Annotated in this window: 23 protein-coding genes; 11 read left to right on the top strand and 12 right to left on the bottom strand. The window is 44.1% G+C overall.

The window, feature by feature from the left end; all coding sequences use genetic code 11:
• Window positions 1–13 precede the first annotated feature (13 nt).
• The 6 genes from MHN79_RS01285 to pspF all read right to left on the bottom strand — a co-directional run bounded on the left by MHN79_RS01285 (window position 14) and on the right by pspF (window position 6,366).
• Window positions 14–799 carry an ATP-binding cassette domain-containing protein gene (locus MHN79_RS01285; RefSeq protein WP_114785586.1) on the bottom strand — a complete coding sequence of 262 codons (786 nt, stop codon included), beginning with the start codon at window positions 797–799 and terminating at the stop codon, window positions 14–16.
• Window positions 796–1,794 (bottom strand): oligopeptide/dipeptide ABC transporter ATP-binding protein, encoded by a 999-nt coding sequence (locus tag MHN79_RS01290; protein WP_152430204.1) that lies wholly within the window; start codon window positions 1,792–1,794, stop codon window positions 796–798. Before MHN79_RS01290 ends, MHN79_RS01285 begins: the two co-directional genes overlap by 4 nt.
• A complete protein-coding gene (sapC, locus tag MHN79_RS01295) occupies window positions 1,794–2,681 on the bottom strand; it encodes a putrescine export ABC transporter permease SapC (RefSeq protein WP_114785584.1) in 888 nt (295 codons plus the stop codon). Before sapC ends, MHN79_RS01290 begins: the two co-directional genes overlap by 1 nt.
• Window positions 2,668–3,630 carry an ABC transporter permease subunit gene (locus MHN79_RS01300; RefSeq protein ID WP_239171353.1) on the bottom strand — a complete coding sequence of 321 codons (963 nt, stop codon included), beginning with the start codon at window positions 3,628–3,630 and terminating at the stop codon, window positions 2,668–2,670. The genes sapC and MHN79_RS01300 overlap by 14 nt, the downstream gene beginning before the upstream one ends.
• Window positions 3,630–5,249, bottom strand: coding sequence for an ABC transporter substrate-binding protein (locus MHN79_RS01305; RefSeq protein WP_239171354.1), 1,620 nt, complete (start codon window positions 5,247–5,249; stop codon window positions 3,630–3,632). The genes MHN79_RS01300 and MHN79_RS01305 overlap by 1 nt, the downstream gene beginning before the upstream one ends.
• Before the next feature lie 115 nt (window positions 5,250–5,364).
• Window positions 5,365–6,366, bottom strand: coding sequence for a phage shock protein operon transcriptional activator (gene pspF / locus MHN79_RS01310; protein WP_239171355.1), 1,002 nt, complete (start codon window positions 6,364–6,366; stop codon window positions 5,365–5,367).
• Window positions 6,367–6,579: 213 nt separating this feature from the next.
• Between pspF and pspA the strand changes: the two genes are divergently transcribed.
• The 7 genes from pspA (at window position 6,580) to MHN79_RS01345 (ending at window position 14,052) form a co-directional block, all read left to right on the top strand.
• Complete coding sequence (gene pspA / locus MHN79_RS01315) at window positions 6,580–7,248, top strand: phage shock protein PspA (RefSeq protein ID WP_239171356.1); 669 nt, start codon at window positions 6,580–6,582, stop codon at window positions 7,246–7,248.
• 139 nt (window positions 7,249–7,387) lie between these two features.
• Window positions 7,388–7,621 carry an envelope stress response membrane protein PspB gene (pspB, locus tag MHN79_RS01320; RefSeq protein ID WP_239171357.1) on the top strand — a complete coding sequence of 78 codons (234 nt, stop codon included), beginning with the start codon at window positions 7,388–7,390 and terminating at the stop codon, window positions 7,619–7,621.
• The gene (gene pspC, locus MHN79_RS01325; RefSeq protein WP_239171358.1) at window positions 7,614–8,003 is read left to right on the top strand and encodes an envelope stress response membrane protein PspC; all 390 of its coding nucleotides are present in this window, start codon (window positions 7,614–7,616) and stop codon (window positions 8,001–8,003) included. The genes pspB and pspC overlap by 8 nt, the downstream gene beginning before the upstream one ends.
• Before the next feature lie 199 nt (window positions 8,004–8,202).
• Window positions 8,203–9,234, top strand: a complete 1,032-nt coding sequence (locus MHN79_RS01330) for an efflux RND transporter periplasmic adaptor subunit (RefSeq protein WP_160926940.1) — start codon at window positions 8,203–8,205, stop codon at window positions 9,232–9,234.
• A gap of 1 nt (window position 9,235) precedes the next feature.
• On the top strand, window positions 9,236–10,321 hold the full coding sequence (locus MHN79_RS01335; protein WP_239171359.1) for an efflux RND transporter periplasmic adaptor subunit: 1,086 nt from the start codon (window positions 9,236–9,238) through the stop codon (window positions 10,319–10,321).
• Entirely contained in the window at window positions 10,314–13,415 is a 3,102-nt protein-coding gene (locus MHN79_RS01340; RefSeq protein ID WP_239171360.1) for an efflux RND transporter permease subunit, read from the top strand. Before MHN79_RS01335 ends, MHN79_RS01340 begins: the two co-directional genes overlap by 8 nt.
• Before the next feature lie 64 nt (window positions 13,416–13,479).
• The gene (locus tag MHN79_RS01345) at window positions 13,480–14,052 is read left to right on the top strand and encodes a DNA-3-methyladenine glycosylase I (RefSeq protein ID WP_239171361.1); all 573 of its coding nucleotides are present in this window, start codon (window positions 13,480–13,482) and stop codon (window positions 14,050–14,052) included.
• Here the strand turns inward: MHN79_RS01345 and MHN79_RS01350 are convergent.
• Both MHN79_RS01350 and MHN79_RS01355 read right to left on the bottom strand, forming a co-directional pair.
• Window positions 14,045–14,305, bottom strand: a complete 261-nt coding sequence (locus tag MHN79_RS01350; RefSeq protein WP_239171362.1) for a type II toxin-antitoxin system Phd/YefM family antitoxin — start codon at window positions 14,303–14,305, stop codon at window positions 14,045–14,047. The genes MHN79_RS01345 and MHN79_RS01350 overlap by 8 nt on opposite strands.
• A 76-nt stretch (window positions 14,306–14,381) precedes the next feature.
• A complete protein-coding gene (locus MHN79_RS01355) occupies window positions 14,382–15,002 on the bottom strand; it encodes a hypothetical protein (protein ID WP_239171363.1) in 621 nt (206 codons plus the stop codon).
• 360 nt (window positions 15,003–15,362) lie between these two features.
• On the opposite strand from MHN79_RS01355, the gene MHN79_RS01360 reads away from it, so the two are divergent.
• From MHN79_RS01360 to MHN79_RS01375, 4 genes are all read left to right on the top strand, one after another.
• On the top strand, window positions 15,363–18,044 hold the full coding sequence (locus tag MHN79_RS01360; protein ID WP_239171364.1) for a DUF2235 domain-containing protein: 2,682 nt from the start codon (window positions 15,363–15,365) through the stop codon (window positions 18,042–18,044).
• Entirely contained in the window at window positions 18,034–18,675 is a 642-nt protein-coding gene (locus MHN79_RS01365) for a hypothetical protein (protein ID WP_239171365.1), read from the top strand. The genes MHN79_RS01360 and MHN79_RS01365 overlap by 11 nt, the downstream gene beginning before the upstream one ends.
• A 120-nt stretch (window positions 18,676–18,795) precedes the next feature.
• On the top strand, window positions 18,796–19,371 hold the full coding sequence (locus MHN79_RS01370) for a hypothetical protein (protein WP_239171366.1): 576 nt from the start codon (window positions 18,796–18,798) through the stop codon (window positions 19,369–19,371).
• A gap of 180 nt (window positions 19,372–19,551) precedes the next feature.
• Entirely contained in the window at window positions 19,552–20,355 is an 804-nt protein-coding gene (locus MHN79_RS01375) for a transporter substrate-binding domain-containing protein (protein ID WP_239171367.1), read from the top strand.
• Window positions 20,356–20,478: 123 nt separating this feature from the next.
• Here the strand turns inward: MHN79_RS01375 and MHN79_RS01380 are convergent, their stop codons facing one another.
• From MHN79_RS01380 to cls, 4 genes are all read right to left on the bottom strand, one after another.
• Window positions 20,479–21,333 (bottom strand): lipase secretion chaperone, encoded by an 855-nt coding sequence (locus MHN79_RS01380; protein ID WP_239171368.1) that lies wholly within the window; start codon window positions 21,331–21,333, stop codon window positions 20,479–20,481.
• Between the two features lie 11 nt (window positions 21,334–21,344).
• A complete protein-coding gene (locus MHN79_RS01385; protein WP_239171369.1) occupies window positions 21,345–22,271 on the bottom strand; it encodes a triacylglycerol lipase in 927 nt (308 codons plus the stop codon).
• Between the two features lie 333 nt (window positions 22,272–22,604).
• Window positions 22,605–23,798 (bottom strand): cystathionine beta-lyase, encoded by a 1,194-nt coding sequence (locus MHN79_RS01390; protein WP_239171370.1) that lies wholly within the window; start codon window positions 23,796–23,798, stop codon window positions 22,605–22,607.
• 123 nt (window positions 23,799–23,921) lie between these two features.
• Window positions 23,922–25,376: a cardiolipin synthase gene (gene cls, locus MHN79_RS01395; RefSeq protein WP_239171371.1), complete on the bottom strand. Its 1,455-nt coding sequence runs from the start codon at window positions 25,374–25,376 to the stop codon at window positions 23,922–23,924.
• Between the last annotated feature and the right edge of the window lie 295 nt (window positions 25,377–25,671).

Genomic DNA, 25,671 nt, shown 5'->3' on the forward strand with positions numbered 1-25,671 from the left:
TTACCCTGAGCCTTTATTTAAAGCATGTGGCTTTGTTGAAATGACTCTCAACCATACGTTGAGTGATAATGTTATTTGGACAGGTTAGGATCTCCTGAGTATTGCCAGCTTCAACGACTTTACCGTCATGCATCACCATCACTTGGTCTGTGATGTGTTTCACCACGCCTAAATGCTGAGAAACGTATATGAAGGATACGCCCATTTCCTCCTGTAACTCGAGGAACAGATTAATGATTTGCGAGCGCATCGCCATATCCAATCCATTGAGCGCTTCGTCAGCAACGATGACTGAAGGTTGAAGTATTAAAGCTCGTGCTAAGCATATTCTTTGCTTTTGGCCTGCCGCGAGCATCTGAGGGTAAAAGTAGGCGTGTTCAGGAAGTAAGCCCACTTTAAGCAACACATCTTTTACTCTCGACATTCTCGCTTCGGGTGTCATCTCGGTGTTTCGTTTCAGTGGTCCTTCGAGAAGATGCCCAATTTGCAGCCGTGGATTGAGAGAGGTATTGGGATCTTGGAATATCATCCTGATTAGTTTACAGCGGGTAGAGTAATCTTTGTGCTCTAATCGCTCACCATTAACTTTTATCTCACCTTCTGTCGGTTCAATGACCCCCGCAAGCATTCTCGCAAGTGTTGATTTACCTGAACCATTCTGACCAATTAAGCCTAATGTTTGTCCTACTTCAAGCCTAAAACTGACTGGTTTAACGGCTTGATGAACTTTTTTATGGAAAAGCCCCGCTCTGGTGACAAAGGTTTTACTGAGCTGATCGACTTCTAGTAAGGCACTCATACTTTTTTCTTCTCCATGTTCAGCGGGAAGTGGCAGGCGAATTTGTGTGTTTTTACTCGACGAGTTTTAGGCATTTCAACACACTGGCGCTGTGCATGCGGGCAACGTGGGCCAAGCCTACACCCAATAGGTAAGTGCTGTAATGGAGGTATGGCTCCCGGTAGAGACTCAAGTTTCTGTTTGTGCGGAATAGCTTCGCTGAAATCTGGCATTGCTTTAAGCAGAGCAACGGTATAAGGATGCTTGGGTTGGGCAAGAATCTTTTTCGTGTCGGCTGACTCCACAGATTGCCCACAGTACATAACGGTAATTCTCGTTGCCCACTGCGTGATTGTTGTAAGATCATGTCCTATCAACATGATCGATGTGTTATTGATTTGATTCATACGACTGAGCAAGCGCAATATTTGCGATTGAGTGATAGGATCAAGATCATTGGTCGGCTCATCGGCAATAAGAAGTTTTGGTTTAGCCGCGATCGCCATGGCTATCATAACCATTTGGCACTCACCATCAGTGAGCTCATAGGGATAGCTTGACATGATCTCGACGTGATTCTTAATTCCTACTTTGTGCAATAAGGTAATCGCTTGTTTTTTACGCCACTTAAATCGCTCCCACCATTTTCCTGAGAATGCATGTGAGGGTATGGACTCGATTAACTGTTTGCCGACTTCTTCAGAAGGGTCAAGACACGTAGAAGGCTCTTGAAATATCATCGCGATATCTCTGGCGATGACTCGCCTACGCTCTTTGGCTGTGAGTTGCAACAAGTCAACATTACCTAAACGCATCCGATCAGCGGTGACTTTCCAGTTCTCTTTGCAAACACCGACAATGGCCTTTGCGACAAGACTTTTACCTGAGCCTGACTCTCCAACTAAGCCACGAATCTCACCTTCGTTCATGGTTAGACTCATGCGATCGACCGCCTTTACTAACCCTTGAGGGGTCTCAATTTCTATCGTTAGATGACGAATATCGAGTAATGGCATTATTCTATCCCTGCATTGAGAGCTTGGCGGACCCCTTCACCCACGAGGTTGATCACGACAACGGTAAACATAATGGCTAAACCAGGCAAGGTAACTGTCCAAGGTGCTAGGTAAATCAACTCAACGGAATCGCCAAGCACGGCCCCCCATTCTGTACTCGGGGCTTGAGCGCCTAACCCCAAAAAGCCAAGCGCTGTGATATCTAAAATGGCTATTGATAGTGCAAGAGTAATTTCTGATGCGATAACGACCAGTATATTGGGCAATATAGAGTTCCAAAGTAGATAAAAGTCGTTTGCGCCATCAAGACGGGCGGCGATGATGTAGTCTTTTTCAACTTCGGTGTGCACCGCAATATAAATGGAACGAACGAAACGAGGGATCAAGGCTAAACATATCGCAAGGAGGATATTAAACTCGCCAAAGCCAAGAAAAGCGACAAATATGATAGCGAGCAGAAGTGAAGGAATTGACATTATCGTATCGAGCAAGTGGTTGAGAACACTCGATAACAGGCCTTTCGTCATTCCCGCCAAAATACCGATTAAGCAACCTACGATTGTAGCGACGAGTGTAATGATAACCGCTGCACCAAAAGTAAGCTGAGACCCGACAATTAGGCGAGAAAGAATGTCTCGTCCTAGGTCGTCGGTTCCTAGAAAATATTCCACAGTACCGGAAGGATCCCATGACGGAGGGATGAGCAGTTCGCCAGTTTGAGCCTGAGGATCATGTGGTGTGAGCCAAGGTGAGGTTAGGGTAATGATGATGATAATTCCCAGACACCATAGTCCAAACATTGAAAGCCCGTTCGAACGGTAACTGCGCCAGAACCGCTCGAATTGCGTAGGAATGCGCTCTTCCTGATAAATATTATCGGTTAGCATACCACTCTTTCCTTACTAGCGGGTTGACCATAGCACCCATTAGATCCGATAAAATATTGGCCGTCAGTACCAAGGTTGCCACTACCATAACCCCTGCTTGAATCGAAACATAGTCTTCATTAGATAAAGCATCTAATAGCCATCGTCCAATACCGGGCCAGTTGAAAATGGATTCGGTAATAATCGCGAGGGTTAACATGCTTGATAACTGCACCCCGATCTTAGGAATGATCGGGGGAATGGCGTTTCTTAACACATGTTGGGTGACAATTTCGTAGGTCGCAAGCCCTTTAATTTTTGCCGCTCGAATATAGTTTTGGCTCATGACATCGGCAACCGATGCCCTCATCAAACCGATAACTTGAGTGGTTGGTGTTAAGGCCAGAACCAAGCATGGTAGTATCAGATGCTCAAGTACGCTTTTGAGCGAATCTGCACGGTATTCACCTTGAGTTAAAAATGAGTCTATGACAGCAAATCCAGTAAAGTGGTCGATTTCATAAAGGAGGTCGTAACGTCCTGCAACCGGGAAAAACTCAAAATGGAGTGAGAATGCCATGATCATAAGCAGTGCGACCCAGAAAATAGGGGCTGAATAACCTGACATAGAAGTAAATGAAATGGCAGTATCGATCCATTTCCCTTGTTTCATCCCAGCCAGCGTCCCTACTGGAATACCAATCAGAAGAGAAAAAACGAAAGCGATTAAGCATAACTCAAGAGTGGCTGGAAACACGACAGCAAGTTCATCCACTATCGGTACCCCATTTTTGGTCACGCCGAAATTGAGGTGCATTAACTCACCTACATAGGTCATCCAACCTTGCCAAAAACTTTCCATAAGCCAAGGTGAGTCAGGATCCAATCTAAGCAAACTAAAGCCGACCATAGACAGGATAAGTAAGGTGATGATAAAAAGATTAAAGCGTTTAAGCGTGTAGAGAAACATTATTTTATCCTCTCTACGGTATCAAAAGGCTGGACATTAAATGGGCTCACCTTAAATCCTTTTAATGACGAATCGTAAGCCTGAAATTGCATCCCGTGACTAAGAGGAATGACAGGAAATTCTTCGTTAAGTATGTTTTGCGCTTGTTTATACAAATTGAGTCGGTAGCGTGGTTTGTCGACCTCAAGCGCTAGATCGAGCAAAAAGTCGAAATCGGCGTTACACCAGCTAGAGACGTTAAGCCCCACTTTTTTAGAGTCGCAAGACAGTAAAGGCCTTAGGAAGTTATCAGGGTCACCTGTATTGGCGATCCAGCCCGTTAGATAGAGATCAACTTCTTGGTTATTAGCAACGTTAGTCCGATCGAAGCGATCGTCTGTGAGTAGCTTTAATTTGATGCCTATATCGGCAAAATTTGCTTGAATTAATTCCGCTGTTTTTCTTGGGCTTGGGTTATAGGCTCTTGGCTCAAGTGGGACCGACATGGTTAACTCTAAACCTTTACCGAACCCTGCTTCCTTGAGTAAAGCAATGGCATAGTTTCTGTCGTAGCGAATTTGGACACTGTCTTTCAAATAGGCCCAAGAGTTAGGTGGAAGCACCGAGTACGCTTGGCTACCAGTACCATAATAGACAGATTCAAGTATGTTCTGGCGATTGATGGCGTAGTTTAGCGCCTTTCTCACTCTAGCATCATTGAGTGCAGGATTAGTGGTGTTGACAGCGATAAAGGAGATATTCATCGCCGGCTTTACCATAAGCTTGATGCTCTCTTGTTTTTTGATCGTCGGGATTTGGCTTGATAGGGGGGAGCTTAATACGTCACATTCATTGCGTAGTAGCTTGGCTAAAGTTCCGGTGCCGCGATGAGAAATATCGAACACGATTTGACTCATTTTGGGCTGGCCTTGCCAATAGCTATTGTTACGTTTCAGTCGTATCAGGTCGTTTACCTGATAATCGTTTAAGTAAAACGGCCCAGTACCAACAGGGTGGCTGTCTATTTTAGGTTTGTCATCGGCGAGCATGAGGTTTCTGGCGTATTCTGCTGAATGAATGACCGCATGACTGGTCGCGATATTAGATAAAAACGTATTGTCTGGGCGGCTCAAAGTGAAGCGCACCTGATGATCTGAGAGTGCTTTAACATCGAGTAAAAGGTCTTGGAAATCAATACCGCTAAACCAAGGATAGAGCCCATTCCCCACAGTATGATAAGGGTGTTTCTCATCGATAATACGTTTGAAGCTAAAGACCACATCTTCAGCGTTCAGTGTGCGTGTCGGTGAAAACCATGGCGTAGTTTGAAAAGAGACATCTTCACGCAAATCAAACACATACTCTGTCCCTTCCTTATTTACTGACCAACGGGTCGCAAGGTTTGCCACTGGCTTGAAGTTGTTAGGGTCAAGGGTTAACAGCGTATCGAAAATTTGCGGGCTTAGGGTTTCTGAAGCGATCCCGCTATCGACAAGTTGCGGATTAAAGCTGTCAGGGCCACCCTGGCCGCAGTAGACGAAGCCAGTTTTACGAATCTTATTGTGATCAATGCCATCACCACAAGCGGAGAGTAAGGTAAGGCCACACAGACTTAATGTCAGTTGAATAAATGCTTTCATAGCGAGAACGATTGTTATGGGCGAAGCACGATATAACGTGCCATTATGCCCTAATAGTTCAGTAATTTACCATTGTTAGTTAGGGTTTATTGACTTTTATGTCCAATAAGACAAATCAGCTCACAGTTGAAATGTCATACTTTCTTATCATGCCTCTTAGCTGATGATAGCTCAGACCCAGCATATCGGCAGCTTTACGTTGGTTAAACTTGCTTTGCATTAATGCCGCAGTGAGTAGGTCGATATCCTGATCTTGCTGCCATGTTTTGTAGTCCATTGGGAAGTGGTAGCTGGTTGTGTTTGTTGTCTCTATGGGTACTTTTTTCTCGTCAATCGGTTGGGCTTCTTGCCACTGATTGATGAAGGGGTCGAATATCAGGCTATCGATAGGCTCATGATGACGGCTATTCTGGTATACGGCTCTTTCAACAACATTCTTTAGTTCACGGACATTTCCCGGCCATTGATAGTCAAGTAGCGCTTGTTCAGCGTGTTGTGAGAAACCAACAAAGTATTCAAGATCGAGCTCACGACACATTCTAATGGCGTAATATTCGGCCAGTAACAGAATGTCCGCTTTTCTTTGGCGCAGTGGCGGCAAATGAATCACGTCAAAAGCAAGCCGATCAAGCAGATCAGCTCGAAAGTTACCTTTTGCAGCCATTTCAGGGAGGTTGGCATTGGTAGCGCAAATGAGGCGAACATTAGCGTTAAGGAGTTGGTGCCCACCCACTCGTTCATATTGACCGTATTCAATGACTCTCAGCAGTTTTTCTTGAACCAAGAGTGGCGCAGTGGCTAGTTCATCAAGAAACAAGGTGCCATTTTCAGCACGCTCAAAGCGACCTCTATGTCTTCCCTTGGAGCCAGTGAAAGCGCCTTGTTCGTGACCGAACAGTTCAGAGTCAATCAGGCCTTCACTCAAAGTGGCACAATTGAGGGAGATGAGGGGCTGGTCCCAGCGCTTAGACAAGTAGTGCAAACGCTGAGCGATAAGCTCTTTACCGGTTCCCCGTTCTCCAATGATAAGTACGGGTCTTTCTATTGAGGCGAGTTTAGAGACTTTGTCGAGGACTTCAAGAAAGGCTGGAGATTCGCCGATAAGGTTTTGTTGCATTCACTCGCTCTCTTGGTGAAATTTACCTAATGTTGGTTAAATTCATCATAGACGAATCGAGTTATCAATGCAAAATATATTAACTATTTGTTTTATATGGCTTTTTAAATTGGCATGTATCTTGGAATAGAAATAAGGATTACATTCATCTGAATAATGTTGATAATCTGGCTATAACAACAATGGCCAGAGTATTGGATAAGGAGCTAAGTCATGGGTATTTTCTCTCGTTTTGCTGACATCGTGAATTCAAACATCAGCGCGCTACTGGATAAGGCTGAAGATCCAGAAAAAATGATACGTCTTATCATCCAAGAGATGGAAGACACACTGGTTGAAGTTCGTACTAACTCAGCAAAAGCCTTAGCCGATCAAAAAGAGCTTGCACGAAAAGTTAACGCGATTGATGAACAAATTGATGAGTGGCAAAACAAAGCAACGCTGGCGCTTACCAAAGAGCGCGAAGATTTGGCCAGAGCCGCTCTGATAGAAAAGCAGAAATTGCAGGATATGCTCAAGGGCCTGCACACAGAACAAACGCTGGTTGAGGAGACAATCGAAAAACTCACTGGCGAAATCTCCAAGCTAGAAAGTAAAATCACAGAAACTCGCGCCAAACAGCAAGCGCTGGCGATTCGCTCTCAAACCGCGACAGGGCGCCGTGACGTGCAAAAACATTTGCATACAGCACGTACTTCTGAAGCCATGGCAAAATTTGAGCAGTACTCGCGAAAAATTGATGAGTTGGAAGCTGAAGCCGATGTCTACGCGCAATCCGGTGAAGCCAAGTCTTTAGATCAAGAGTTCGCTGAACTTAAAGCTCAAGATGACATTGAAAAAGAGCTTGAAAGCCTAAAGCAGCAAGTCAAAGGCAAAAAGTAGTAACTGATTAAATCCAGCCTCACACAAGCTGTTATCGGTAGATGAATTGCTTTCATCGATAACAGCGCAAAAAACCGGTTATCCTTGCTTAGCTAAGGGCAGACAATCGAGCTAAGCAATCCGTATTTAGGAGTTTTATATGTCATCATTTTTTTTAGCAGGGCCATTGATTGTTTTTTTGATTTTTGTGGCACCACTTTGGTTGATATTGCATTACCGCAGCAAGAAAAAAACCGCTGGTGGCCTGTCAGAAGAGGATTTTAATCGGCTGCAAACACTGTCTGAAAAGGCAGAACAGATGCAAAAACGTGTCGACACTCTTGAGCGAATACTAGATACAGAAACGCCTAACTGGAGACGCCGTTATGAATAACAGAGAGCTATATAGAGATACACAGAACGGCAAACTTTCCGGTGTATGTGCTGGCATTGCCAACTATTTTGGTTGCGAAGTTTGGCTTGTCAGAATCCTAGTCATCTCAGCCGCTCTTTTGGGGGGAAGCTTTCTAGTGCTGCTCGCCTATATAGCCATGACCTTTATGATAGAAAAGCAACCTGATAACTATGTGATGTCCCTTAAAGCCGAGCAGGAGCACAAGCTAAAAAACAAGCCTTGGCAACAAGGCCAGACTCCTGATGCATTGCTAAATACGATTGAAAACGACTTTGAGCAACTAGAAGGTAAGGTGCGCGAAATAGAAGCATACGTCACCTCTGAAACCTTCAAAGTAAACAAGGAATTTAGTCGTTTATAAATCAATTGTGGGAGCTAGAGTGACATTTAACAGAAAATAACTAATTATTATAATAATTTACTGGTAAGTATTTGGCAGTCGTATAATCATTCATCTATCTTTGGCCTTGTTGACCTCTTAGGTTGGTTTTTGTGTTGGCGAACATTCAACCAAAAGACGCAGGCCTAAATACTTCTATGTGACTATTGGATGACTGATTATGCAATCAAAGCTATTGCTTCTTGCCGCAGCCGCTTTATTGGGTGGTTGCGGTAAAGAGTTACCTCCCGTTCCTGAACCTGACTCTCGGCCCGCAAAACTCTTTACTGTTTCAGTCGGTAATGCACAATTTGAAAGACATTTTCCCGCGACATCTGAAGCTGGCGATAAAGCCGTTTTGACCTTTCGAGTTCCCGGCCAACTGCAATCGATAGATGTTTTAGCTGGTCAACCTGTTGAGAAAGGGCAAGTACTGGCAACCTTGAATCCGGATGAATACGCCTTACTTGCTAAGCAAGCGGAAGCTCAGTTTCGCCTTGCCGATGTTCAATACGAGCGATACAAAAAATTGCGCCTTGATAAAGTGGTGTCCGAGCAAGACTTTGACCAAGCCAAAGCCAATCACAATTCAGCAAAAGCGACACTAGAACAGGCCCGCGCCAACCTACGTTATACCAAGCTTATCGCCCCCTATGATGGCACAGTATCAATTGTACCCGCTGAAACTTATCAATATATCGCTGCCAAACAAGGCGTGATGAACATCCAGACCAATAGTCTAATGAAGGTGCAATTTCAGTTGCCCGATCATTTGTTAAACCGTTTCGCATCTGGAATTAATCTCACCGCAACCATGAAGTTTGATGCTTTTCCTGAAAAGAGCTATCTGCTGGAGTTCCAAGAGGTAGACACAGAAGCAGACCCCAAAACTGGTTCCTATAAAGTGACTATGGTGATGGAGCGTCCGCTGGATATAGGGATCCTTCCCGGAATGGCAGGTGAGGTGAACGTTAAAGTCGATTCTATCGGTGCGACGAAAATTCCTAGCTCCGCCATTTTTGAACAAGATGGAAAAACGTGTGTTTGGCGCGTTGACTCCTCTGGCGTGGTCGAGAAAGTCAGCATAGTACTGGATGATAAGCGTCAGGTGAAAAGTGGTCTTGATGATGGTGATCTTATTATTGTTTCCGGAGTGAACGGCATTGAACCCGGCATTAAGGTTCGTGAGTGGGTCAAGGAGAGAGGGCTATAACATGAAGTTATCTATAGGTCTTAGTGTGCTCGCTTGCGCTATCGCTCTTACTGGGTGTGGCAAGAAAGTCGAGTATGTTGACTTTGGTATACCTAAAGTCAAAGCGGTGCAAGTCAGCAGTGATGTAGAGCAAGACAGTTTGTACTTTCCGGCGGTAGCTAATGCCGCCGAGCGCGCTCCTTTGAGTTTTCGAGTCTCTGGTGAAGTCAGCAAGCTCAATGTCAAAGAGGGCGACAGAGTGAGAAAAGGCGATGTGCTAGCCGAGCTTGATCCAACTGACTATCAGCTAGATGTTGATAACGCGAGCGCTAAGTACTCAGTCATCAATAGCCAATATAAACGCTCAAAACCTCTGGTTGCTAAAGGCTTGTTGGCGCGTTCTCAGTTCGATGAAATTGCCGCTAATCGCCTGATCGCTTTAAGTGAATTGGAGCTCGCTGAGCTGAGATTATCTTTCACCAAACTATTAGCGCCTGTGGACGGGATTATTTCACGGGTTAATCTTGATCAATTTGAAAATGTTCAGGTTGGCCAGCAGGTAGTCAATATACACAGCATAGATAGCGTTGAAGTGCTGATTCAACTTCCAGATAGCCTCTACACCAATCAGCCTGAGCCAGAGACTTTGTCTCGTATCGAAGCCTTGGTAAAAGTGCCAAGTGGTAATGAATACCCAGCAAAGATTAAAGAGTTTACCACAGAGCCAGATCCGAATACGGGCACTTATACCGTTACCTTAGCTCTGCCCATGCCAGAGCAAGAATACATTTTAGATGGTATGGCAGTGGAGGTGACCACAGACAACTATCAGATTGGTATGAGCCGAAGCAATGGCGTATTAATCCCGATTGAAGCTGTGTTCAATGCTGATGGGGATGATATAGGTAGAGACAATAAATTTGTTTGGCTGCTGAGTGAAAACAACACAGTGAGTAAGCAAAAAGTTACCGTTGGCAAAGTCACTAAAACGGATTTGCAAGTGGTTAGCGGTTTGAAAGACCAGCAGCAAGTGGTTGTTGCTGGCATTTCAAGACTACAAGAGGGAATGAAAGTGGAAGTGATTAAGCAGGAGACGGGAAATGAGTGAGCAAGTAAACCATCAGTCTTCGCAAGATGAAAACATTACTGGTATCGCCGCCTATTTCATTCGTAATCGCGTCATTAGCTGGATGATTTCGCTGATTTTCCTTATCGGTGGTGTGTCGGCTTTCTTTGGTCTGGGGCGCCTAGAAGACCCTGCCTTTACTATTAAAGATGCCATGGTGGTGACCTCTTACCCAGGGGCAACGCCGCAGCAGGTCGAAGAAGAGGTCACATATCCGATTGAAAAAGCCATTCAGCAATTAACCTATGTTGACGAAGTGAACTCCATCTCCAGCCGTGGTTTGTCGCAAATTACGGTCTCGATGAAAAACAACTATGGGCCTGATGACCTGCCACAAATTTGGGATGAGTTGCGTCGTAAAGTCAACGATCTCAAAGTGCAGCTTCCTCCCGGTGTCAATGACCCTAAAGTGATTGATGACTTTGGCGATGTGTACGGCATCTTGCTGGCGGTGACAGGTGATGGCTATTCATATAAAGAGCTGCTCGATTATGTCGATTATCTGCGCCGAGAGCTGGAATTAATTGATGGCGTGAGCAAGGTATCGGTATCGGGCCAGCAGCAAGAGCAGGTGTTTATTGAAGTCTCGATGAAACGCTTAAGCAGTCTTGGTTTGGCTCCCAATACCTTCTTTAATTTGTTGTCGACTCAAAACGTGGTGTCTGATGCTGGCGCAATTCGAGTGGGCGATGAGTATATCCGCATCCAACCAACGGGAGAGTTTGAAAACGTCGACCAGCTTGGTGACTTGATCATCACAGAAAGCGGTGCCCAGGGTTTGATTTACTTACGAGATGTAGCCGAAATCAAGCGCGGCTATGTGGATGTTCCAGATAACATCATTACCTTTAACGGCCATCTTGCACTTAACGTCGGCATTTCTTTTGCCCAAGGCGTGAATGTGGTGGAAGTGGGTAAGCGCTTTGATCGAAGACTTGCCGAGCTTAAATACCAACAGCCAGTTGGTGTTGAGATTGCTGAAGTCTATAGCCAGCCCAAAGAAGTCGACAAATCCGTCAGCGGCTTTGTGGTCAGCCTTGGTCAAGCGGTTGCGATCGTTATTATCGTTCTGCTGTTTTTTATGGGGCTTCGCTCTGGACTACTGATTGGGCTTATTCTTCTGCTGACCGTTTTTGGTACCTTCATTTTCATGAAGTACTTTGCGATTGATCTGCAACGTATATCTCTTGGTGCATTGGTGATCGCGCTTGGTATGTTGGTTGATAATGCCATTGTGGTGGTCGAAGGCATATTGATAGGCACGCAAAAAGGGCGATCGCGAATGCAGGCGGCGACCGATATTGTCACGCAAACTAAATGGCCATTGCTCGGTGCAACCGTGATTGCCGTAACCGCATTTGCGCCAATCGGTTTATCGGAAGATTCAACCGGAGAGTATTGTGGAACCTTATTTACGGTTTTACTTATCTCTTTGATGCTCAGCTGGTTTACCGCTATTTCTTTAACGCCATTTTTTGCCGATATGTTTTTTAAAGGGCAAAAAATCAATGCCGATGGCGAAGATAACGATCCATACAAAGGCATGGTGTTTACCCTTTACAAAGGGTTCCTTGAATTTTGTATGAAGCGCGCTTGGCTGACCGTAGTTGTGATGGTTCTAGGTCTTGCTGCAAGCATTTATGGTTTTACTTTTGTGAAGCAGTCTTTCTTCCCATCATCGACTACGCCTATGTTTCAGGCCGATATTTGGCTGCCAGAGGGCACGGATATTCGCGCGACCAATACCAAGCTTAAAGCGCTGGAGTCTTGGTTATCTGACCAAGAAGGGGTTGAGCATATCACCACCACGGCAGGTAAAGGTTTGCAGCGCTTTATGCTGACCTATGCGCCAGAAAAGAGCTATGCCGCTTATGGTGAAATTACGACTCGGGTGACAAGCTACGAGCAGTTGGCAACCTTGATGTCCAACTTTAGGGCGCATGTGGAGCAAAATTTCCCTGAAATTAACTACAAGCTCAAGCAAATTGAACTTGGCCCAGGGGGCGGCGCAAAAATTGAAGCGCGTGTGATTGGTTCCGATCCCACTGTGCTGCGCAGCATCGCAAAACAGATCGAAGACATTATGCACGCAGACCCAGGTGCGACCAATATTCGTCATGACTGGCGCGAGCGAACTAAAGTGCTAGAGCCACAATTTAACGAAGGTCAGGCAAGGCGCTATGGCATCACCAAAGCTGATGTTGATGAGTTCTTGGCAATGTCTTTCTCTGGTAAGTCTGTGGGTGTGTATCGCGATGGTACGACGTTAATGCCGATTGTGGCGCGTTTGCCTGAAGAAGAGCGGATTGATATTCGCAACATCGAAGGCATGAAGATCTGGAGCCCAGCGCTGAGTGAATACATTCCACTTCAGCAAGTCACCTTAGGTTATGACATGCGTTGGGAAGACCCGATCATAGTGCGTAAAAACCGCAAGCGTATGCTGACTGTAATGGCAGACCCAGATTTGCTCGGAGAAGAAACAGCCGCCACATTGCAAAAGAGGCTGCAACCTCAAATTGAAGCGCTTAAACTGCCTTCAGGTTATGCGCTGGAGTGGGGCGGGGAGTATGAGTCTTCTGGTGATGCGCAAGCCTCGCTCTTCACCACTATGCCGATGGGTTACTTATTTATGTTCCTCATCACAGTATTCTTGTTTAATACAGTCAAAGAGCCATTGATTGTGTGGCTCACAGTACCACTGGCCATCATAGGGGTAACAACCGGGCTTCTTGCGCTGAATACGCCATTTGGCTTTATGGCGCTGCTGGGTTTCTTGAGCCTGTCGGGAATGCTGCTGAAAAACGGTATTGTTCTCTTGGACCAAATTGAGATCGAGATGCAATCAGGTAAAGATCCTTACCTTGCGGTAGTGGATGCCTCGCTCAGCCGTGTGCGCCCTGTGTGCATGGCGGCAATCACGACTATTTTGGGTATGATCCCGCTATTGCCTGATATCTTCTTCAAACCCATGGCGGTGACCATTATGTTTGGATTAGGGTTTGCCACCGTATTGACTCTAATTGTTGTGCCAGTGCTCTATCGAATTTTCCATAAAGTACAAGTGCCAAATTAATTGAATTGATAGAGAAAAGCGCCTCCACAGTGAGGCGCTACTAATAAGTGACGTAGGAAAGAAAATGGATACCACATGCGCTTGGGCAATGAATCATCCGCTCGAAAGAGACTATCACGACAAAGAATGGGGCGTTCCTGTTTATGACGACCGAGTCTTGTTTGAGTTTATTACCCTAGAAGGTGCACAAGCAGGCTTAAGTTGGATCACGATTTTGAAAAAGCGAGAAGGTTACCGCGCGGCATTTCAAAACTATGATATCGACAAATTAGCCAAGTGTGATGAAACATCGGTCGAAGCGATCATCAACCAATTTGATGTGGTTAAACACAAAGGAAAAATCAACTCAGTCTTTAGTAACGCGCGCGCCGCAAAGGCTCTGATGAAAGAATACGGCAGCCTATCAAACGCCTTGTGGCAGTTTGTCGATGGCAAACCCATAGTCAACCACTGGAGCACCATGGAGCAAGTCCCCATTTCCACAGAGCAATCCAAAGCTATGAGTAAATTTTTAAAAAAGAATGGTTTTAAATTTGTCGGTGAAACCATCTGCTATGCCTTTATGCAAGCCGTCGGCATGGTCAATGACCATTTGTTGGAGTGCCCGAAGAGGGGAGTTAATGGTGGAACTAATTAGTGTACCATTTTGAAAATCGGTTCTTGGCTTCTGAGTGACTAACAAAGTCTCCTTGAGCTATCGCGTGTTCACCTCGTAAAATCCCTTCAAGTATCGCTAATCGATTCTGCATAAATTCATAGTCTTCAACATCAACTAAATAGGCTGAGGGCTTACCATGTTCGGTAATTAAGACAGGCTCTTTCGTATTGTGGAGATCTGCAAGAATTTTAGTTGCTTGACGTTTTAGTGAGGGAGTGAGGTGTATTTTCATAACAGCAGATCCGTTGAAATAAACAAATAAGGTATTTTATCACTAATAGTAGAAGCCTATTGAAACAATTACTCTGTTACCCCTTTTCATGGTTTAACTTTGGTTTTATATAGTCTTCAATAGCACTAATCGCTGTTAGCATCTCACACTTGAAATTATCTGGCGTTTTTCCTAGGTCGTCATACATTATCTCAGAGTCTATTTTTATAACCTTTTTCGAAGCATTACTAGTTTTTGGATTAATCAGCTTCAGATACTGATGAATGGAGGTGAATAATTTATGCTCAAGATCAAATACGTTTTTAAAGAGTTTACTCAATTCATCCCCCCAGATTACTTCAGCTTCAACCAAGTCTGTGTATAAATTAGTTCTTTGATCTTGAACTTTTACCCAACGGTTTTGGTAAGCTTTTGAAGTACCATAATATTTAATGTCGTCTTGATTCATGCCATTAGCTTCTTCCTCTGATGGACTCGCTATCTCGTGTGCCCACATAGCGGGATGTCTCACTCCATTGATCGCATCTCGGTATCTGAACAAAGTGACCAATATTCTTCGCGATAACTCATATTCAGACTGTCCTTTTAGCTGCATTTTCCATGTACCTAATCCTTTAACAGCAACTATTGCCCCTGTAAGTGCTGCTCCTGCTAAAATTAGGTCCTTTATAACTTGAACTACGTCTACACAGGTCATGTTTTCGTCCTTAGGGTATAGCAAGTTTGTGCTGTTAAAAATGATAGTTTCCACCAATGTGCAGTCAAGTGCGCAGTGTTGTAAGGAGTAATCAAGAACATGGAATACGCTAAAACCGGGAGGTGGTAGTGGAAAAGCGCTTGAAATGGCGTTAGAAGAGCTTTTTGTATGAGCTTTGAGTTAGCAACAAGTGAATAAAAACCTATCCAACCAGTACCTACTCTTAACTCACCAAATCTTAGAGGCACTCCAAATTCCTTACCGTTTAGGCTAAATGCCTACCAAATTAGTCATTTCGCTTAATGTGCAATTAATGGCGCATTGATACAATACGGCCTTTGTCTTTGTTGAGTGCTGAGTATGCCGCTACATTTTCCTAGACCAACACGAAGAGCAGGGTATGCACCTGTTCAAGAAGAGATCAAATTATCGCCGCAACCTCGTATTGCTGAAACCAACAATACCCCTGTGGCAAAATTTGAATGCCGGATTAAAATTCATGCCCCAAAAGACAGTTTAAGCACCTTGCAAACGGGTGTGTTCAGCTTGGCTAAAACCCCTGAAGAAACACGCATCCAGAGCTGGAAAAAAGCCGAAGAGATACAGCCTCATCGCCATACTATTTTGACTGCCAAATGCTTTAAACCAGAGCAGAAATCACTTATCTGTGAGCGGTTTTTAAATATGGGGATAAGTCAATCTTATACTCTTTCGCCAAAGCCTATCGACTCTGAGCATATTAATGCCGAGTTTATTCCTTTTACCCCTGTGGTCGAGAGTGATGACAGGCTAGGTCATGCAGCGCACGGTTATTATTATTACTTTGATGATGGCCAGCTAGTCTATGAAATGGCGATACTCGGCAAAGGTCGCAGTGCTTGGCAAATTACCCGCTCAGCACCGAGTGGGATCAGTCAAGAGCTTATCAGCAAGCACACCTACACTACGTTAATGGTGCCTGTGAAAATAGAGCAGGCTCCGCCAGCGCCTCAACATATCTTTTATCGCCGTCAAAAACTCACCAATGATGAACTGGCTGAAATTAACCCAGCGTGGTTGGATGAAAACGCGACTAAAATCGATGTCAATGCCCTAGTTGCAGCGTGCTCTGAGCCTTTACTGGGAAGAGAACAAGTCAATCAGAAGGAGGTTCAAAACACAAGACAAACTCATATCGTTGGCATTAAGTCTAATGGTAAGCCTGAAATGTGGTCTGATATTGCGCCGCAATATGGTCTTACACCCAAATCGCTGGTGAAGTTAAACCCTGCTTACGAAAGTGATCCCATGTCATTAAAAGCAGGGGATACACTAAATGTCAGCGAGCAAGCTTTTTTTGAGTCAGGTACATCAATAGCAGAGCAGCCTTGTCCCCAAACTGACTTTACCGTTGGCAAAGCTTATCCTTATGGCAATGTATGGGGGCAGTACGCTAAACCCCAGCTATCGCCCTCGGTGTTGCATCTTTTTGAAGATGCGCGCATACCAGAGCATAGTCCTGTTTTTAATGTGCAAAAAGTACAGGAAAAGACGCTGCGTATTGGTGTGTTTTTTGATGGCACAGGCCAAAATCGTCTCAACGATTTATACAAAGAAAGCCGTGGGGTTAAATCGCGCACCAATGTTGCACGATTGTTTGAAGCTTATCCACTAGATGATGATTCGCAGAAAATTTATGTCTCGGGAGTGGGTACCGTTGATGATGCTTGGCAAAACCCAACGATGATTGATGAAGGCGACGATGAGAGCGACTTAGGCCAAGCGTTCGGCGTGGAGCCAAATCGTCTGCCTTCAGCGTCGGTTTTTCTTGCACCGCCGCTTAATCATATTGTCAATGGAACATTGGAGTTGATTTCAGGCGAGACAGGCGCGTTTTATAAATGGCAAAACTGGACCAAGCAGTATTACGATATTATTGACAGCTTAGTGGATAGTGATGAGTTTAAAAACATTACTCATATAGAATTTGATGTGTTTGGTTTTAGTCGTGGGGCGGCGCTGGCTCGCCATTTTGTAAATGCGATTAAAGATGGGTTGCCTGATTACAATAAGCCGCGAAATGGCGAATCTTATGGCGAGGTTTTCCCGAATTTACTCGCTCATATTGATGACGAGAGCGTTGAGGAAAAGCATGGTTATTACCCTGATGAAAGCCGCACTTGCAGTGTTCGTTTTGTTGGTTTGTTTGATACTGTTGGCTCGTTTTATCAGGCAGGGGATAATGAAGAAGGTAACTTCCAATTAGATCTTGATGCCAAGTGTGCCGAACGAGTGTTTCATATCACCGCCAATCACGAATATCGTAAAAATTTTCCGCTTACTTCGCTGCGTTGCAATAAAGGTATGCTCCAAGGCCATTTTTATGAAGAGGCGTTTGCGGGATGTCATACGGACATTGGTGGTGGCTACCCATCCAAGCATCAATACGACAAACAAGGCTTGCCGGAGCGTTATGGTATGCCGCGCTCTGCCACTTTTAATCGAGAATTGATCAAAACCGAGTCAATCAGTGGTTTATTCTCAGAAACTATTCGCCGTTCTAACCCTCAACATGCTCATGCTGCGGAGAGTCGCAGGCAAGTGTTAATCGATAAAGAGGCGAAAGCTTGGGAGAAGGAGTGCCGAGCAAAAGGTCGGTATGGTGTATTAAAAGAAGTGAATCAAAGTTTGTATTACTATGTGTATCACCCTATCAGTAATGGCTTATCAGCTTTGTCTTTAGAGCGCATGAGACAACAAGGTGAAGTCATGGGTATTAAGTGGCAAATGGATGATTATCAATTACCGCAAGATTTTGATGTATTAACTGGCAGTGATGTCTCACTAACTGCCCTAAATAACAAGCTTTTAGCTCAGCCTCTTGGTAGCATAACCCCAGAACATTGGATGGCAGAAATTCGCCAAAATGATCGAGATTGGATTCATAGACCTCACGATACGGTAATTAACCCCGGGTTTGACACTCTCTACGAAAAAACCGTCAATGGTGTAACAACTGAATCTAACCAACTAAAACGAGTGGTATTTACCAATGATAGTTAGAACACTCCCCATAATTTTTTTATCACTTTTGTTAACTGGCTGTTTTAAAGAAAAACCAGTCGTCGTAGCTAAGATAGGTCATGCAGGCAGTTTGTCAGGACCACATGGTATTAAAGATATGTGGGTAAGCGATATTTATGGTGGTGGCGCCAATTTCGCTTATGGTGCGGTTCAAGGTTGTTGTGCGAGTGCTTCAATTGGTATTGGTGTGCCAAATGCAATCAAAGGCGAATGGCGGCAAGGTTGGCGAGTAGATTTTAAAAGTAAAGAAAGATGGCGCGCTAAATGGAACAATGACTGGGGGCCATTTTACGAAACACCACATTGGTATCGGGTTGATGATGTGATTGATAGCGAATTAGCAAAACAGAAAATCAAGACCATGACAAACTATTACAAAAATCACAAAGCCATTCCTGTAATACAAGTGTTGGTTGATGGGCCTAAAATCATGGTGCTGTATAAATACTCTTGTAATAGCTCTCGCCCGCAAAATGATTGCACCGTTCGCGAGAATGCCGATCCCAATGGTTGGGTGAAACCCACGCCATTCAGTAAGCTTGGTTACTCTACATCAGTTGTTCTTTATGAAGGTATGGGTGAGATATCCGACAAACCATTTGAAGGTTAATGGATTGAGTGGCGTTTAGGTCTTATTGGCGCTAAAAACGTATGTGATAGCATGATAACTAGAGCGCTCATCCTAACCTGCCTATCAATATGTTTAGCTGGCTGTTCTAGTGAGGAGCCAGTGTCAGTATCTAAAATCAGCCAGTCAGGTTCTCTAGGAGGCCCTCAGTTTATACGTGATATGTGGATTACTGATATTTATGATGGCGTCGGTAATTTTGCACACGGTGGTGTGCAGGGCTGCTGTAAGAGTTCTAATGTTGGTATTGGCATACCGGCTGCAATTCAGGGGAGTTGGGAGAGTGGTTGGGGAGGTGGCTATTGGGCCGATGAATGGAAAAAACGTTGGAAACCAGAGTGGGGAGATTATGAGAAAATATATGACAAGAAATGGTATCGTATTAACGATGTAATTGATAGTGTACTGGCCAAGGAAAAGATCGAAACTATAACTAATTACTATAAAAATCATAAAGCTAATCCTGTAATGCAAGTGCTGGTTGATGGGCCTAGAATCATGGTGCTGTATAAATACTCTTGTAATAGCTCTCGCCAGCAAAATGACTGCACCGTTCGCGATAATGCCGATCCCAATGGTTGGGTTAAACCTACGCCATTCAGTAAGCTTGGTTACTCTACATCAGTTGTTCTTTATGAAGGTATGGGTGAGATATCCGACAAACCATTTGAAGGTTAATGGATTAAGTGGCATCTAGGTTTTACTGGCGGTGAAAACGTACAATCGTGATATAAGCCTCTATCGCAAGTATTGAACAAAGCTATGTTAACTACCCAATAATTTCTCGAATTGCCACACCCTAGTTACGAACTGAGGCTAAACTTGCATAGTGTTTAGTACAAGATTGGTGGCAGCTTGATGGCAAAAATAAGTACGGTAATTCTTACTCTAATGCTGGGCTCATTTCAGACTTACGCATCTAATACAAGCTTTCTTACTTTTGAGTTTCCGCCATTTAGCTACAAGTTTGAAGGCCACCCTTCTGGTCCATTTCGAGATATGATCGATGACGTATGTTTGGAGTTAGGCAGTGAGTGCAGCTTTGAAACCTTCCCAACAAGAAGATCTAAGTTTCTGATATCAGAAGGTAAAGGTGATGCTATATATCCAATTGCTTGGTTTGAGAGTCGGGCGGAAAACTTTTATTTCTCCGTTCCTTTTATGATGACCGAATATGGTGTTTTCCTTTCAGCAGAAAACAAAACCGCCATTAAAACTGTCGAGGATCTTCAAGGCTTACATGTGGGTGTCTTTGGCCCATCAAACACATCGAATTCATTGGAAGATCTAAATGCAATATTGGTTGATAAAGGGCTGAAACCAATGAAAATCATGATTCAAAGAGATGAGAGTGGCAACTTAATGAGAATGTTGGACTCAAACCGAATTGATGCCTATTACAGTAACCGCTCGTTAGGAGAATTTCGTGCAAAACAGTTTGGTATTGAGGGCGTTAGGTATGCATGGAAAGACAAACGTCTGTTGTACTTTGTGGCATTCCCCAAGGCAACAACCGATATCAAGTTTGTCGAAAAATTCAATAAAGCGGCATTGAGGGTTTTTTCAAAACAAGGCTATTTAGAAAGCAAGTTAAATCCATGGTCTATCTCCTCTCCACCGCTTACGGCCGAAACACTCAATCAATACTCGATACCACGTTAGACTGGTGTGTGCCTGAGTGAATAATATCCTTGAATTTGTAGCAGCATACTCACCTATTATGTCTGCCTCCGATAGCCATGATGAGCCTTAAAGGTCGATGACTTAGTTGATCTGATTGGGACTTCACTGCTGATCATAAATACGCTCTAGCGCTTCTACTCTTCGCCATTGCTTAGTATCAAAGCTTTGCTGCCTCAGATCTGCAATTTGGTCATTTTTAATATCGTCAGATAAGCCTGAGGAAGAAAGTATGTCTTGTCTCTTTTCTAGGTAGTTTTCCAAGCTTTGGTTAAATGTTTCTCTTTGTTGGTCAAGTTGTTCAAGTCTTTGCGCACCTTCTTCACCGACGAGATTAACTCGGGTTAAGTATTTGTTTTGTCGATCTTGTTTAAGAGATTGACTGAGTTGTGCCATCAGCAAGTTATCTCGTTCGGCGCGTTGAATATAGTCTGGTTGATTAGCTAACGTTTCTTGCAGCAGCTGCGCTTTAGATGCTTGGTCTAAGTCACTGGTGTTGATGTCTATCTTGTCGATGGCCAGTTGGCGCAGGCGATTTTCCTCATCAAACAAAAGGGTAATTTGCTGCGGAGTAAAATAATGGTTTTGCAGATCTTGGATTTGTTGGTTGAGTTGTTGTAAGGCTGATAGATTGAGAGTGTGAAATTCATTTGGCTCTAATTCAGCTAATGCCGTTTTATAAAGGATGAAGGTATCAAACAGGCTCTCATCGATCGCTAAGTCTTTCTCATGCTGTGGGGCTGAAAATAAACGCTCTCTGATTTGGGTAAGATCCTGTTCACCCATGCTGGTTAACGTATAGTCGAGCAGATCTCGAGTTGAAGAAGTATCGATATGGGTATCACTTTGTGACGGTGACTGAGTTATGTGAGACTCAGAGTCTTGTGAGTGATAAAGAAAATACACCACTCCCGTCAAGATTGAGATGGATCCAAACGTGGCAAGAGTAGTGGTATTCATAACTTTATCCTCTATAAACCTTGTAGCTTTAGGCGATTGGCATGTTGGCGGTATAAAGAAACAGGGTCGGTTTCAAATAGATGATGTATACCGAGCAGGCCATTAGTCTCATCGAGATGGTTCATTCGATAGTCATCTCTAATGACTTGGCCTAAGTGTGAGCTGCACACATCAACCAAGCCATCGTTAGGCCCATCAAAGGCGAGACCAAGAATCGCTAAGGGCGTATCAATAGGGTCAAATATATTGGTGAAGGAAGAAGCACCTGTCCAAGAGTAATAGTAGACGCCGTTCGTTTCTAGAAACTCCCCGTTGCCACATTCTGTATTAGGCACCCCTTGAGGGTGGTGTTGGTTAAATCTTGCTAAGCCTTCAGTCGTTAACGCATCAAGGGTTGCCAGCGGATCTTGGTCAAGATCACGTCCGCCAGATAAAAGCCCGATGATTGTTGTTAGCCCTGTCGATAGCTTAACGGCCAGCGCTTCTAATCGTGAGTCTCTTGGCACGGTATTACGCACTAAGTCAGCGACTTTTGAGCCTTTATTAACCCCGCCAATACTGGTAACCGAAGCGATTAAATCGGGTCTAACTGAAGCCACATAACGAACTGTAGGACTGCCTTGACTGTGTCCGAATAGATTGACTTTCTCAGCCCCAGTGGCTGCCAGTAAGAGTTCAACTTGCTCAAGCAGTTGTTCTCCGCGTACTTCTGAACTGTTGGTTGCCGAAACTTGTGCGATATAAACGTCGGCGCCGCCTCGGGCAAGGGCGTGTGGAATGCCATAAAAGTAATCAACGCCGGCAAGTGTATCAAAGCCAAATAATCCGTGAACGAGCACAATGGGATACTTGGTTTGTGTATAGCCGCTGGCGTTAGTCAAAGTGGGTAGCCCCAGACACACGAAACAGAGCAAAGTAAGTACGAGTTTGTTTTTCAAAATTGACCTCTTCTGGTTTGACCTCTGATGAGTAAATAAACATTAGAAGAGGCAAACATTTATACGAAGTTTGAGGTCTATTCTGCCTTGATATTTGCGAATTGAAAAACAAAAACAACACAAAATATTAACATAAATTTAACTTTTTATTTTAATGATAATATATTCAATAATTTCATGCTGTTAACATGATGTCACTCATGTGGATTGGGCGTAATAAGTGGTGCTATCAGTTTTCATTTGCTGAAAGAAGCTTGGGTAAGAAAAGATGATGTGGGAGAGTGATAACAGCAGGAAGGTGCATAGATGAAAAACAACATCCTGCTTTTGGGTTTATTGATTTTGTATGCTCGCGGTGTAGCGCTCTAAACCCTTCTCTAAATCATCGATAAGGTCGTCTACATTCTCTAAACCTATATGCAGCCTAACCAGTGTTCCATTAAAGTTTGGATTCGCAACACGTCGTAAAGTTTTAAAGCTATTGGGCTCGTTAGCTAGTATTAAGCTCTCAAAGCCACCCCACGAATAGCCCATTTTAAAATGTGTCATGCCATCTAAAAGTGCCGTGGTTGCCTGAGGTACACTGTTTTTGAGAACGAAGGAGAATAAGCCATTTCCTCCGTTAAAATCCCGTTTGAAAAACTCATGACCAGGGCAGGTGTCGAGGGCAGGGTGGCGGACATGATCTACTTCTGATCTTGATTGAAGCCACTTTGCAACCTTAAGGCTGTTTTCAGCATGTTGTCTTAAGCGTACATCTAATGTTCTTAAGCCACGCAGTCCAAGATAGACATCATCGGGCGAGACGCATTGGCCCATTAAATAGCTTTGCTCCCTTAGCTGTTCCCAGTATTTTTCACTGGCGACTGCTGTTCCAAGCATCACATCTGAGTGGCCGATAATATACTTGGTTGCAGCTTGTATAGAAATGTCGACGCCATGCTCAAATGGATTGAATAGCACACCTGCAGCCCAAGTATTGTCGAGCATGACGATAATATCGTGCTTGTGAGCAATCTTGGCAAGGGTAGGAACATCTTGGACCTCCATAGTAATTGAGCCAGGAGATTCTAAGAAAAGCACTTTTGTATTCGGTTGGATGAGGGATTCAATATCTTTACCGATAACTGGGTCGTAGTAAGTGGTGTCCACCCCCATTTTTTTCATGATTTTGTCGCAAAAATCACGGGTCGGCTCATAGCAGGTATCGACCATTAAAATATGATCGCCGGTTCCGACAAAAGAGAGGATTGCATTAGTCACTGCTGCGGTGCCACATGGGTATAACGCACAACCCGCGCCACCTTCGATTTCTGCCATAGCGTCTTGGAAAGCGAAATGGGTGTGGGTGCCTCGTCGCCCGTAGAAAAGCTCTTTATTACCACGGTTGATTGTGGCGTGGCGCTTGTCTGCCACAGTTTCAAAGACGATAGTCGATGCGCGCTGGATAGGGGGATTGACCACACCTTTGGTCCACTTTTGCTTTCGCCCTGCAGTGATTAATTGGGTTTGTTTGCCTTTAGGCATTGGAAGTCCTTATCGAAAAATGCATTGCTTTATTTAAACCACGCCAATGCATGAATATCAAGCGGCTGCGGAGGGTTTCTCTATATTATTGCGTTATCTGTAATTATTTAATGCTATTGATACCTAGAGTAAAGGGCTAAATTGGTAGTAAACATGTTCAAGAAAGCGAGAATAGAGTGAGCGCTTTTGCCAGTCTTTGAATACCACTTCATGAGAAGATTCGATGTAACTTTGTTGCAAAAGGTGCATTTTTTCAGTGAACGCTTGATCGTCTATCGCAAGCGTTAATTCAAAATTAAGCCATAGGCTGCGCATGTCCATATTAACTGTGCCAACTAAGCAAAATTCTTGGTCGATCACGACAGATTTGGTGTGCAGTAATCCACCATAGAACTCAAAAATTTTAACTCCAGATTTTAGAAGCTCTGAATAAAACGCTCTTGATGCCCATTGAACCATCAAAGAGTCATTTTTATGGGGGATTATCAACTCAACGATGACGCCTCGTTGAGCCGTCAGTTTTAGGGTTTCAAGCAGTCCAGCACTGGGGACAAAATAAGGTGTCGTGATTCGCACCGATCGGTTTGCTTGATTCATTGCTAGGGTGAGTACTTGCGATATTAAATGATCGGGCATTCCCGGGCCAGATGGGACTACTTGTATTGGGTGTAACGGGTCATCGGCACTTAAACGGGAAACTGGGGGCTGGGGGAGCGAACGAGATCCTGTTTCGACCTCCCAATCCCAGCAATGTATGGCTGACAATACGTTAACTGTCGGCCCAGTGATTCGCACCATGATATCAATCCATTGGCCAACTCCTGATCCTCGCTTAAAGTAGGCTGGGTCGACCAGATTCATAGAGCCTGTATACGCTATCTCGTCATCGATGACTATGATTTTACGGTGTTGGCGTAAATCGAGACGGCGCAAAAAAATTCGCCAAGGACTGACTTCAAGCGCTTGAACTATCTCGATGCCGGCTGATCTCATCATTGCTACCCAGTGACTTTTAAAAAATCTTGGGCTGCCAGCAGAGTCAAGCAGCAGTTTTACTTTGACGCCTCGTTTTGATGCTTGTATCAAGGCAGATGAAACGGCATCGGCTAAGCCACCGGGATGCCAGATGTAAAACACCATACGAATACTGGTTTGAGCATGTTCAATATCGTCAATGATGGAATGAAGAATCTGTTCAGGAGAGTCTTGTAATGCGAGGGTGTTGCCGCTCAGAGCTGGCAGCCCGAGACGGTTGTTACAAAGCTCATCGATACGATAGATATGTCGACCAAAATTCCGTGTGTCGTGCGCATGGCAATCATTGAGTTTGGTAAACCAATTCGCAAAGGGTTTGAGCATTTCTCTTGCTCTGTCTGCTCTTTTTCTACCTAGGTTCAACTCACCAAATAAGAAATAGCAGAAAACGCCCACAATAGGGATGATATAGATGATCATTAACCAAGCTAAGGAGACACTGACAGCTCGCCTTTGAAAGACAACACGCAGAGTGACGCCTACAACAAGCAACCAATACACAGCGATGCTTGCTAAGGTTAGAAAGTGATAAAACTTTTCCATTCAATTTCTACTTAAATCAATTCATTGGATAAATGCGATAGAAGTTAAATAGTAAAGCGAGTTGTTCCCAACAACAATAAACATTTGTCAGCATAGATTTGATTTGAGTAATGTGATCCGTGCTGTACGTAATTGAGCCTAGCTCAATTAATATGTTAAAGGTGTGTTAATACTTAATGTGTAAAAAGAAACGTATAGTTAAAAAGCAACAATTCAACTGTTCTAAATGTTAATTATTTATCATTTTTTATACGGTGGCCTTCCAATTATAATTTAGAGCTGCTTTAATTGCCAT

The organism is Vibrio sp. Of14-4 (assembly GCF_022347625.1).
Lineage (GTDB): Bacteria > Pseudomonadota > Gammaproteobacteria > Enterobacterales > Vibrionaceae > Vibrio > Vibrio pristinus.